Source organism: Flavobacterium frigoritolerans, assembly GCF_025847275.1.
In the GTDB taxonomy this organism is placed as follows: domain Bacteria; phylum Bacteroidota; class Bacteroidia; order Flavobacteriales; family Flavobacteriaceae; genus Flavobacterium; species Flavobacterium frigoritolerans.
In genome coordinates, this window is sequence record NZ_JAOZEV010000015.1 from 18,557 (window position 1) to 31,328 (window position 12,772).

A 12,772-nucleotide genomic window follows, 5' to 3' on the forward strand; every position below is an offset into this window, starting at 1 on the left:
AAAATTAAAGCGGTCTGTCTTCTTTCTTTACTCCAAAAGTTACCGATGGTTTGCTTCCCATATACAATTTTAGTTCTCCACCTTTTACAATCATATCGTGTGTGATGTATGATTTTGTGTATGGTTTTCCGTTGTACTCTGCTTTTTGGATATAGATATTTGTTTTGCTATTGTTTACTGCATTCAATGTAAATGAAATACCTTCTTTATGATGAATTGTAGCGGTATTTACTAACGGGCTTCCTAATACATAAATTCCATTTGCGGGATTAACTGAATAGAATCCCATTGATGAGAATACATACCAAGCCGACATTTGTCCTAAATCCTCGTTTCCACATAATCCATCTGGTTTTGTCGAGTAGAATTTCTCATCAATTTCACGAATTAGTTTAGCCGTTTTCCAAGGTTGTCCTGCATATGCATACAAATATGGAATATGATGATTTGGTTCGTTTCCTTGTGCATATTGCCCAATTAATCCACTGATATCTGGTGAAATTTCTTCGCCTTCTACTTTATCTGTTATCAGGAATAATGAATCTAACTTGGCAAGAAATTTATCTTCACTTCCAAATAATTCTATTAAACCGTAAGGATCTTGTGGTACTAACCATGTGTATTGCCACGCATTTCCTTCGACATAATCGTCTTTACGATGTGCTGATGAAAGCGGGTTAAATGGTGTTCTCCAATTTCCGTCGGTTAACTTTCCTCTCATGAATGTGGTTTCTTTATCGAAATAAAGCTTGTACAAATTGGCTCTTTTGGTGAAATAGTTATAATCATCTGTATTACCCAATGATTTTGCCATTAATGCTATACAATAATCATCAATAGCATATTCTAAAGCATTCCCAACTGATTCCAACAATTTATCCGCAGGAATATATTCTAGTTTTTGAACATAATCCATTCCCTCGCGCGTTTGCATAGCTGTTTTTTTGATGGCTTCATAAGCTAATGCCACATCATAATCTCTATATCCTTTCATGTAGGCATCTACAATAACTGCAATCGAGTGATTACCATTCATTGTATTGGTTTCATTCCCCATTAAGTGCCAAACTGGTAATCTGCCTTGTTGCTCGTAGATTGCCAAAAATGATTTAACAATATCATTGATTTTATCTGGATGCGTAATCGTGTATAAAGGATGCAATGCACGATACGTATCCCAAAGTGAAAAAGTAGTGTAATTGGTGAAATTTGCTTTTTCGTATACTTTTTTATCTGTTCCTCTATAATCTCCATTTACATCATTAAAGATTGATGGTGCAAACATCGTATGATACATGGCAGTATAAAAAACCTTCATGGTTTTATCATCTGCTTTTATCTGTATCTTATTGAGTTCTTTGTTCCATTTTGAAGTTGCTTCTTTTACTACTGCATTAAAATCCCAATTCGGAATCTCCGCTTTGATATTTGCAGCAGCATTTTCATAACTTACTGGAGATATTCCAACTTTTACTAAAACTTGTTTGTTTTTTAAAGCCTTGAAATCTAAAACTGCTTTCATTCGTACTGCTTCGCCTTCGTTACCTGCAACTGCTGTTGTGTTATCGTACAATGCCATATTAGCAATTGGGTCAGAGAATTCGATTGTAAAAAAGATACGTTGATCAGTAGCCCAACCTGCAGAATATCTATATCCTACAAGGGTAGTTTCGTTTATCTTTTTTATGAATGTTTTTACTGGTTTATCCCATCCTACGCCATCGGCAAGATCTAATAATACGTGATTATCTGTAGTGGTATTAAACGTGTATTTATGAAAACCTACTCTTTCACTAGCAGTTAGCTCTGCTTTTATTTTATATTTATCGAGTAAAACACTGTAATATCCTGCTTTGCTTACTTCGTTTTTATGAGAGAAATAAGATCCATAACCAGTAACCATATCTTCTTTTGTTCCTTTGGTAAGTGGCACTTTTCCTGATACTGGCAACAAAAGGATATCGTTTAAATCTCCAATTCCTGTTCCGCTTAAATGTGTGTGTGTGAATCCTAATATAGTATTACTGGCGTAGTTATACCCACTGCACCAATCCCAACCTTCAAAAATATTTACTGGTCCTAATTGTACTGCTCCAAAAGGAACATTAGCTCCCACAAATACGTGTCCGTGTCCTGCAGATCCTATAAACGGATCTACATATTTGGTATAATCTATACTAGTTTGTTTTGCTTTCTTTTCCTGTGAAATTGCAGGTAAATTAACCAGCATAATTATAGAGAAAACAATGTGTTTATATTTTGTAATCATTTTATTCGTTTTTTATTTAACTTGCGTAAATGCCCACAGATGAGACAGATTAAACTGATTTACACAGATATTTTTTTAATTTTTAACATAAAAATTTAACCGCAAAGGGCGCAAGGTTTTACGCAGAGGTCGCAAAGGTTTTTCGTTAATTTCTTTTGTTTTAAAGTAAAAATTAACCGCAGAGTTAGTAAATTAGATGCACCGCGGTGCGTCTCTACAGAAAACCTTTGTCGCTTTGTCGCTTTGTTCCTTTGAACCTCTGTCCCTAAAAAACCTCTATCCCTAAAACCCTTAGAACCTTTGTACCTCAGAGCCTTAGTACCTCTTTAAAACATCATACAGAGAATAAACTTTCACTTCTGGTTTTGTTATTTTTCCTTCAAACGTAATTGTTCTTTCTTCTCCAGCATTTAAGTCGATGTAATTATCGCTCCATTTTCCTGTATATCCTTTTATGGAAACATTTACATACTTAGCAAATTTTGAAGCTTTCAGAGTCAGTTTGTTCCCTTGTATTTTCCATGTAATTTTTGGGTCTTCCAGTTTTAAATCTATCGGACGTGTCAAATCAATTTCTGGTTTTATATCATCACGATACGCTTCTTTCATGGCATACCAAGCTGCTTTGGGTTGGCGATCATAATAATCGGTTACACTCCAACTTGCTACTGGCCAGCAATCGTTAAGTTGCCAAACCAATGTTCCCATATTATAAGGTGCTTTAGAACGGTGAATTCCGATAATATTTTTAAGCGAATAATATTGCAAGCATTGTGTGAGGTATGTATAATCTTCGACATTCATTTTCTTTATTTTGGTCGAATCTATAAAATAACGGTTTAGATAGGAATCTAATTTCATGAATCCTTTTCCTGCTTTTTGATGCGCTTGTAAAATATCAGAATATAAATATCGATCTTCTGGTAGAGTAAATTTTTCGATTGACGAATAATTTGGCATCGCTTGCATTCCGTACTCACTAACAAAACGTCCTGTTTTATTCTGTACCGCTTCTACATCTTCTAATCCCCACCAAGTTCCCCAATAATGGCTATCACCCTCGGTAATACTTTTTTCTTTCGACCAGTGAAACAATGGTGACGAACTAATGTATGGTCGTTTATTATCAACTTCTTTTACCCATTTTGGGATACTATCCTGAAACAAACGAACATAATCTTTCCATAAACGTGTTGAATCTTGTTTGGACATATTCATACTTTTCTGCCATCCCCAGTTTTTAAATGCTTCGTCGGCTTCGTTATTTCCGCACCACAAAACAATACTCGGATGATGACGCAAGCGTTTTACTTGATATTGAACTTCTTTTTTTACATTGTCGAAAAAAGCATCGTCTCCCGGTACCATTGTTCCTGCAAACATAAAATCCTGCCAAACATTAATTCCGTATTTATCGCATAAGTCATAAAAATAATCATCTTCATAAACTCCTCCGCCCCAAATACGCAGCATATTCATATTGGCATCTTTTGCCATACCAACTACTTTCTCATATTCCTTTTTAGTTACTCTAGAAAGAAATGCATCCGAAGGAATGTAATTGGCTCCTTTCATATACACAGGCTTTCCATCAATTTTAAAATAAAATGATTTTCCTAAGCTATCTGGTTGTTGTACTAACTCTATTTTACGGTTAAGTACATACGGTTTCTCTGGAGTTTTTTCGTCATAAGCTTCTAATCGTGGTGTTTTCCATATTCCGCAAGTGGTGAATTTTGGTCCCCAATCCCATCCAAAATGATACTGCGCTTTACGCACATACGCACGAGGATTATCTGGAATTACAAATGGCAAATCTTTCTTGGCAAGCGAATCGACTACATTTTGTGCTGATTTAAATACGATTACCAAATCATTATTTCCTGATTTGATTATTTTCTTTACATCAACTTTCCATTGGCGGAACATATTATCCGCTTTTAAAACCAATTGATTGTTCAGGTAAACTGTTGCATAAGTGTCTAGTCCGTCAAAAACTAGTTCTGCATTTTTTTTCTTAAACGTTGCTGGCGTAACCTGAAAGCTAGTTTTATACTCCCAATCTTTCTTTTCTATCCATTCTAGTTTTTTCTCATTGTCCCGATAAAAAGGGTCTGATATTAATTTGTTGTTTAACAAATCGGTATGTATCTCTCCAGGAACTGTTGCTGGATACCATTTTTCAGTTTTTGTTTCGCGGTATTCCCAACCTTTTTTTATATCAATATTTTGAGCACGAACTGCAAATGAAAAATTTGCAAGACAAATGCCGACAAACCAATAAAAGCTTTTTTTACATTCCATTTTTACTGTGTAATAAAATTATTATTTAGGTCTAATTTTTTTAAGTGTTTTTTTGTAAAGAATAGTAGTCATTAAGCGTTGGCAGAGGAGAAGGATAATTGCCCTCACAATTAATTCCTTCTCTTTTAAGTTTTATATCTTAGAATTAAAGTAACTAACAAAAATATCTAAACATATTTTCTTTTTTACAGCTGCCAAACTTAAACTTGTTTACGCATTCTCTACAGTATATTGCAAGAGCAGTTTTTAATGTTTTAAGAAATCTATTTATCCAATATAAAATCTATAACCAATGTCACCAGATTCTTAAGTTATATTAAAAGTAATTCCATTTTTTTCAGCGAAAGCAATTTTACTGTTTGCGAAAAAAAAGGTACTAAAAAAACAATATATTAACCTCTTTATAACAACTGTTTTTTTATATAATCAAAATAGAAATTTAAAAAATAAGCCGGGAGGTACCCTCCTACCCGACTTATTTTAACTAACCTAACCAATATTAATTATTTGTCCCACCAAATTCTGGTTGTCATTAAGTCTAACCCTTGGCGTTGTATTGCTTCCTTGTAGTTGGCTCCATTTGTTATTAACTCTGTTTGATCGTATATTAATCTCCTTGGGATAATACCATTAGTATCACCTAAAGGATCATTAACTGGTGCTAAAACTGGATATCCTGTTCTTCTCCACTCAGAAAAAGCTTCGAAACCATTAAATAATAAAACAATCCATTTTTGAGTTATAATCTGCTCTATTTTCTGAGCTTCTGTTCCTGTGGTTTTAAAAGGATAAGCTGCAATATAAGCGTCATACTCTGCTGTTGTAACTGCTGGCACTTTGTCTCCAAAAATGGTTAAACCTTGCATTGCTCCTTTTACTCCATCCTCATAATGTTGCTGTGCTGTTCCTGAAACATTCCATCCTTTTACTGCTGCTTCTGCCAATAAAAATTGTACTTCGGCATAAGACATAATTAAAGTTGGCGCATCTAAACGTAATACTGTAGAAGTATTTGGGTCTGAGAAAAGCTTTTTATCTCCACCTGGGAATTCTTTTGCATCATTAGCAAGCCCTTGTTGATTAGCAGGATTATTATCTCCTGAAGCTTCTAATTTAGCATAAATTCTTAAACGTGGATCATTTGTATTTTTTAATAAATCTATAAAAGTTTTACTGTATTTAATGTTAGCTTCACCTTTATTCAAGTCATTCATAACCCAAGAAGAAGTAATTGGATTTGTTTTAACTCCTTGTGGACTTGGATCGTGTTTTAGTACTGCACTATCAGTATTTGAATTAAAAACACCTTTCGCAACTGCTTTTTCTACAAATTCCTTTGATTTTGCTGGATCTACTTTAGACAAACGCATTGCCACTCTCAACATCAATGAATTCGCAAATTTTTTCCATTTTGCTACATCACTTTGGTAAAATAAATCAGCATTACCTACAAAAGATTTATTAGCGTCTAATGCACTGCCTGCCTCATCTAACTCTTTTAATAAATCATTGTAGATGGCTTGTTGTGTATCATATTTGGGAGCAAAAATGTTTCCATTATATCCTTTACCAGCTTCAAAATATGGAATTTCTCCATAAGTATCTGTCAATTTCTGGAACATGAATACTTTCATGATTCTACAAGCCTGAATCATATTTGAATTTTCTGGCGTATCTGGTAAAACTGATAACAACTGGAAAATTTGATTTAATCCCTTACCGTATGATTCTCCAAACAAAGAGCCCGAATACTCTGATACATAGATATATTTTGAACCTGGTCCTCCTAATGAAGCAAAGTGTTGCACTATTTGAGCTGCATATCCATTGTTTCCTCTTGTATTCGAATAATCTTGTCCATCGATATATATTTCGGCAAGCGTAAACATCGATTTTGGTGCGGGATCTGTTAAGGCATTTGGATTCTTATTTAATTCCTCGAATCCGTTATCACATGCTGTCAATGTCATTGCACTAACAATTGCGATACAAAATAGTTTTATATATTTATTTTTCATCTTACAATTTTTATTATTAGAATTTGACATTAAGAGTTAGTCCGTAGTTTCTAGTCAAAGGCATAGATGCTCTTTCAAGTCCTTGTGCATTACTATTAGAATAATTTGATTCTGGATCAATATTAGGTGTATTACTATAAATTGTCCACAAATTATGTGCAGAGAATGCTAAACTAATAGATTGAAATGGTGAATTTGCAAGATATGCTTTCGGAAAATTATAGCTTAAAGAAACAGCTCTTAGCTTAATAAAATCTGCATTATAAACAAAATTTGATGTTATATCGCTATAACTTCTCCAGTAATCATAAGCCGAAACTTGCTCATTAACAGCACCTCCAGCAGGATCCTTACCAGTTACTGCAATTCCTCCCTCACGTCCATCAAGTGTGTTATCTGATAATCCATATTCTGTTCCTTTTTGGTTTGTTGCTGAGTAAATATCTCCTCCAAATTTAGCATCAACAAAAACCGAAAGTGTCAAATTTTTATACGTAAAATCATTTGAAAGTCCCATTGAAGTTGGAGCAACTCCTTGTCCAGCTACAATTAAGTCTCCTCTCATGAATTTACCATCTGAACTTAATAGGATTTTTCCATTTTCATCTCTTAAATAATCGTATGCTTTAATTATTCCGAAAGGTTGTCCTTTTTCTAAAACTACAAAAGCGTTTGAATTTCTATCTCTTTCAAGTGTTTTTGTATTGATTTTATCAGATAGACTAAGTACTTCACTTTGATTATAAGCAAAATTATAACCTACATTCCAACTAAAATTTGGTGTTTTTATAGCTTTTACATTTACAGCAAACTCAACTCCTTGATTTTGTATTTCGCCCACATTAATTTTGGTCGTTCTATAACCCGAAGCTTGAGAAATATCGGCATCAGAGATATCATTAGTTGTTTTCTTACGGTAAAAAGTCAAATCTGTACTAACTCTATTATTGAAAAATGTATTTTCAAAACCAAATTCGATTGTACTTACATTATATGGTTTTAAGTATTTATTTGGAACGGTTTCTCCATTAACTCCTAAAATAGGTTGTCCCTGAGCATCTGTTTGTCCATCTGGTGCAGTATATGTTAAAGCTAAAGCATAAGCATCTGGTAATGCTCCTCCTACGTTACCCCAACCTGCTCTAATTTTACCGTAAGACATCCACTCAGGAAAATTAATAACTTCTGAATAAACAAAACTTGTACTCACAGACGGATAAAAAGTACTGTTGTCTTCTGGATTTAAAGTCGAGAACCAATCTTCGCGACCAGTTACATTTAAGTATAAGAAATTTTTATAACCTAAATCAGCAGAATAAAAAAGAGAGTTTACTTCACTTTCTGAATACAATTTCTCTGTTTTGTCTGGCATAGTGTTTCCATAAAAATATTTAAACGGTACAATAAAGTTATTTCCTTTCATTTTAATACCGCTAAATCTGTTATGCTGACGATTTGCTCCAACAAAAGCATCCAATGTAAGGTCTTTTGCTATATCGCCTTTATATCCTAAATAACCAGATGCATTAACCTCTGAACGGGTTTCAACTCTATTTTCATAAGATCCCCCTGGAAGATAGTTAATTCCAGTAGGCTCAATTTCGGTATATTCGTAATTAATATCATCTATACCGATCACCGCTTTAGCGTAAATTTTATCTGTAATATTATAATTTACTTTAGTAGAACCAATAAAACGTTTTCTAAGATCATTATTCAGATCTTCTTGCGTTGCAAAATAAGGATTGGTTTGATAGGTGTTAGCTCCAAAATAATCTGCTTCACCTCCATTTGCATCATATCCATTACTTAACCATCTAATATCTGTTGCTGGTGTTAAAAAAGTAATAGGGTAAGATGCGTTTCTTGGAGAATCATTCAAATAGGGTCTGTTGTGGCTTTTTTCAGAAATGTATTGTGCATTGGCCTCAATACTTATCTTTTCATTTACTCTTGAGTTCAAATTTAAAGCAACATTATTCCTTCTAAAGTTTGTTCCTGGCAAGATTGACTCATCTTTTGTATTTCCAAATGACAATCTGAAATTTGTATTTTCATTCCCTCCAGATACTGCTAAAGTATTGCTAAAAGAATATCCTGTTCTGTAAAAATTATCTGCGTTATCTTTACCATACGCCTGATATGGTCGAGTTTTTCCATCAAGAGAAAGCGAAGGCGTTCCATCATATTTATCTCCCCAAGCATTATAATATTTATCTCTAAGCTGTTGCAAATTATTATATCTGGTAGGAACACCATTTAAAGGTTCACCCGTACCATATTGATCTTGCCATTTTAAAAGATTTATTGGAGTATTAAATGTAGAATTCGTGCTAAAATCAACTCCTATTCCTTTACCAGCTTTACCTTTTTTAGTTGTAATCAAAATAACTCCATTTGATCCTCTATATCCATAAAGTGCCGATGCAGCACTCCCTTTTAATACAGACATAGATGCAATATCATCTGGGTTGAATGAAGACATACCATCTCCTTTATCTGCCCCACCCCACATATTAGCATTTCCTTGTTGGCTATTATCAATAGGAATACCATCTACAACATACAAAGGCTGATTAAGTCCCGAAGCCGAAGTTGCTCCTCTAATTACTACACGGCTTGAACCTGATGGTCCCGAAGTAGGTGCAGAAACATTTACCCCAGCTATTTTTCCTTGAAGTGCATTTCCTAGGTTAATTTCTTTAGTTTTTGTTAAATCATCTCCTTTGAGTTCTCCAACAGCATATCCTAAACTTTTCTTTTGTTTTTTTACTCCAAATGAGGTAATCACAACATCTTTTAACTCTTCTACACTTGAAGATAATATTACATTAATATTTTTTTCATTTTCGCCTACTTCTATTGATTGTGTGATAAATCCAATAGAAGATACTGTTAGACTAACCTTTCCTTCTGGAATAGTCATTGCAAAGCGCCCCTCAGAATCCGTTATAGAACTAATGGATTTTCCTTTTACCTTAATGGTGGCAGAAACAATTCCTTTGTTATCTGCATCTGCTACTACGCCAGTTATTGATCGATTTTGTGCCACAGCCCCTAAACTGCTTAACATTACCATCGCTAACACTGCTAAAATTTGTTTCATAAGCGTTTGTTTTTGGTTTCCTTGTTTTGATTTTTGTTTGTGTTTGACTTGTTTATTTTTGAAATATTAATAAAAAATGAGGACTCAATTTTAATACTGCACCCGTCGACCTCATCCTGAATGTTACCTATTTTCCGAAAAAAAATCCTTTTCAGATATTCTAAGAAATCGATATAGTCAACCATTTAAAAAAAACTAATTAACTATCCACTTCATCAACTAAAATTCACTAAAACGATTTAGCAAAAAGGTCAAAAAAATCAATAATCCTTTAATTTCTCATAACAATCCTACTAAAACGATTTAGTAAAAAGAATAAAAAAAAACTAACGTTTTCTTCATTTCTTTTTTTCAAAAAACGATATCTTATTATACCGATTCTCTTATAATTAAATCTCCTTTTTTACGTATCCCTTCAATAACAAAAGGTTTAATTCCTGTCATTTGATCCATCAATAATTTTATTGCATTTTCAGCTATTCCTTTAATTGGCTGTGCAATAACTGATATCGTTGGAGTATGTAATCGAAAACTATCATGATCATCAAAACTAATAATCGAAATATCCTCTGGAATCCTAAACTTCATACCTCTAAAAGCCTGAAGCCCTGCAAGCCCCATATAGTTAGCTAGGAATAAAACAGCATCAATTTTTGGATTCTTTTTCATAAAATCTAATATGGCAGCAATTTTACTTTCCTCGCTACTCTTGTAATCCATATGAAGCACAAGCGAATCATCATAAATCCCTTCTTCTTTTAAAGCATCTCTATATCCGTCTTCTCTAAGTCTCATCTGAATCATTCCTGAGTTAGTGTTAACAACAGCAATATTTTTTCGACCTTTCTCTAACAAAAATTTGGTTGCAGAATGTGAACCTTCGTAATTATCCATAACTACATGGCTCACTTTTTGACCAGGAAAATATCTATCTATTAATACAACTGGTTTTTGCAATTTTAAAAGAAGATCTATGCTTTTTTCAAGCTTTTCTGTTGGTGTAATTATAAAACCATCAACGTTTGCCTGCAAAAGACTATGTATCAACTCTTCAGAACGTTCATCATCTCCTCCTGTACTACAATAAAAAACTCTATAATCAATACTTTTAGCTTCATCTTCTATAACTCTGGCAAGATCTGCAAAGAACTGATTCGAAATATCTTCAACAATAAGTCCGATAGATCTAGTCTTTCCTGTTCTAAGACTTGTCGCAATCATACTTGGTCGATAATTAAGCTTATCGGCAACTTCTTGCACTTTTTTAATAACTGCAGGACTAATTCCCATTTTTTCGCCTTTATCATTAATGACAAAAGATACAGTAGATATAGACACTTGCGCCTCTGTGGCAATATCCTTAATAGTAATCTTTTTCATCTAGCGAGTTAATTTTTTATTAAGCTGTTATTAATTATATCACAAATATATATAAAAATAGTTACTAAAACGATTTTGTAATTATTTTTTTGAATAAACCATTATTTTATTGGCAATTATAAGTATTATCATCAGCAATTATAAGTCTTTACCGATTAATTAGTATTTAGTGTTTAGTGTTCAGTTTACAGTTGCAGTTTACAGTTTCAGTTTACAGTTTCAGTATTCAGTTTCAGTATTCAGTAACAGTAACAGTAACAGTAACAGTAACAGTAACAGTAACAGTAACAGTAACAGTAACAGTAACAGTAGCAGTAGCAGTAACAATATCAGTATCGGTATCAAAGCCTTTGAACCTTTGAACCTTTGTACCTCAAAACCTTTAAACCTCAGAACCTTTAAACCTCAGAACCTCAGAACCTTTGAACCTCAGAACCTTTGAACCTCAGAACCTTTGAACCTCAGAACCTTTGTACCTCAGAACCTCCTTTAAGAAATAGTGACTTCCAAAATTGATGCTTCTCCTTTTAACACATATGCATCTATAGCGGCAGGAATTAAAACTGTATCTCCTTTTTTGTATTGATAAATCGCATTTTCATATCCAATTTCAAAAACTCCTTCAATACACATATAGACTGTAAAAGTATCTCCTTTTTTATTTACTTTAACCTCACCGTTTAACGGAATAAAATTAGTTGTAAAATAAGGACAATCTACAACTACATTAGACTCATTTAAAATGTTTTGGTATTTTTTATGCGTATCAACTTTATTGTAATTGATAGCATCTAAAGCCAAATCAACATGCAATTCTCTTTTATTTCCTTGAGCATCTACTCTATCAAAATCATATAAACGATAGGTAATATCCGATGTTTGCTGAATCTCTGCTACAACCAATCCAGCTCCAATTGCGTGAACCGTTCCTGTTTCCAGAAAAAACACATCACCCGCTTTGACTTTAACATCATCTAGAATAGAAACCAACGTATTATTAGTTAGATTCTCCAGATATTCTTCTTTACTAGAATCTTCTTTAAAACCCACAATAATCCTTGCATCAGCATCTGCTTGCATCACATACCACATTTCGGTTTTACCAAATGAATTATGGCGCTCCTTTGCCAATTCATCATTAGGATGAACTTGTATCGATAAATCTTCTCGAGCATCTAGATATTTAAAAAGCAATGGGAATTGATTTCCGAAGCGTTTATAAACCCTTGTACCCAAAATTTCGTTTGGTAGTTTCTCTATTAATTCTGTTAAAGATTTCCCTTTATGCTCTCCATTTGCAACAACGCTTACATCGCCTTCTACAGTAGATAATTCCCAGCTCTCTCCCGTAATTTTAGAAACGATAGGTTTATTAAGAACTGTTTTTAGTTTTTCGCCTCCCCAGATTCTTTCTTTTAAGATTGGTTCAAATTGTAAAGGGTACATTTTTATGCTCATTTTTTTATTTTTTTAAATTATTGTTTTTTTTGAGATTGTCTAAAAAGGAACGCGGATGACGCGGATTCGCTATCGCGAAAACACGGATAAACACGGATTTTAAAACAATACTTTGTTTTGTCTCTAACTTAAATCTGCTTGATCTGCGAGAGAAAAGTTTAGCCACAGATTAAAATGATTTTATTTTCTCGCAGATTGAGCAGATTTTTTAATCAATTCTTAAAATAAAAAATCCGT

At 33.5% G+C, this 12,772-nt stretch carries 7 protein-coding genes; 1 reads left to right on the forward strand and 6 read right to left on the reverse strand.

The window, feature by feature from the left end:
• Positions 1-4 precede the first annotated feature (4 nt).
• The 5 genes from OIU80_RS16490 to OIU80_RS16510 form a co-directional block, all read right to left on the reverse strand.
• A complete protein-coding gene (locus OIU80_RS16490) occupies positions 5-2,269 on the reverse strand; it encodes a GH92 family glycosyl hydrolase (RefSeq protein WP_264288082.1) in 2,265 nt (754 codons plus the stop codon).
• 315 nt (positions 2,270-2,584) lie between these two features.
• Positions 2,585-4,573 (reverse strand): beta-mannosidase, encoded by a 1,989-nt coding sequence (locus OIU80_RS16495; RefSeq protein WP_264288083.1) that lies wholly within the window; start codon positions 4,571-4,573, stop codon positions 2,585-2,587.
• Between the two features lie 503 nt (positions 4,574-5,076).
• Positions 5,077-6,591: a SusD/RagB family nutrient-binding outer membrane lipoprotein gene (locus tag OIU80_RS16500; protein WP_264288084.1), complete on the reverse strand. Its 1,515-nt coding sequence runs from the start codon at positions 6,589-6,591 to the stop codon at positions 5,077-5,079.
• A 16-nt stretch (positions 6,592-6,607) separates the two neighbouring features.
• The gene (locus tag OIU80_RS16505) at positions 6,608-9,697 is read right to left on the reverse strand and encodes a SusC/RagA family TonB-linked outer membrane protein (RefSeq protein ID WP_264288085.1); all 3,090 of its coding nucleotides are present in this window, start codon (positions 9,695-9,697) and stop codon (positions 6,608-6,610) included.
• A 369-nt stretch (positions 9,698-10,066) separates the two neighbouring features.
• Positions 10,067-11,077 (reverse strand): LacI family DNA-binding transcriptional regulator, encoded by a 1,011-nt coding sequence (locus tag OIU80_RS16510; RefSeq protein WP_264288086.1) that lies wholly within the window; start codon positions 11,075-11,077, stop codon positions 10,067-10,069.
• 176 nt (positions 11,078-11,253) lie between these two features.
• On the opposite strand from OIU80_RS16510, the gene OIU80_RS16515 reads away from it, so the two are divergent.
• Positions 11,254-11,439: a hypothetical protein gene (locus OIU80_RS16515; RefSeq protein ID WP_264288087.1), complete on the forward strand. Its 186-nt coding sequence runs from the start codon at positions 11,254-11,256 to the stop codon at positions 11,437-11,439.
• Between the two features lie 127 nt (positions 11,440-11,566).
• On the opposite strand, the gene OIU80_RS16520 is transcribed toward OIU80_RS16515, so the two are convergent.
• On the reverse strand, positions 11,567-12,535 hold the full coding sequence (locus OIU80_RS16520) for a type I phosphomannose isomerase catalytic subunit (protein WP_264288088.1): 969 nt from the start codon (positions 12,533-12,535) through the stop codon (positions 11,567-11,569).
• Positions 12,536-12,772: the final 237 nt, after the last annotated feature.

Excerpts from the sequence above, each read along its gene's own strand:
- OIU80_RS16490 (WP_264288082.1), bottom strand. The coding sequence starts at position 2,269 with ATGATTACAAAATATAAACACATTGTTTTCTCTATAATTATGCTGGTT.
- OIU80_RS16495 (WP_264288083.1), bottom strand. The coding sequence starts at position 4,573 with ATGGAATGTAAAAAAAGCTTTTATTGGTTTGTCGGCATTTGTCTTGCA.
- OIU80_RS16500 (WP_264288084.1), bottom strand. The coding sequence starts at position 6,591 with ATGAAAAATAAATATATAAAACTATTTTGTATCGCAATTGTTAGTGCA.
- OIU80_RS16505 (WP_264288085.1), bottom strand. The coding sequence starts at position 9,697 with ATGAAACAAATTTTAGCAGTGTTAGCGATGGTAATGTTAAGCAGTTTA.
- OIU80_RS16510 (WP_264288086.1), bottom strand. The coding sequence starts at position 11,077 with ATGAAAAAGATTACTATTAAGGATATTGCCACAGAGGCGCAAGTGTCT.
- OIU80_RS16520 (WP_264288088.1), bottom strand. The coding sequence starts at position 12,535 with ATGAGCATAAAAATGTACCCTTTACAATTTGAACCAATCTTAAAAGAA.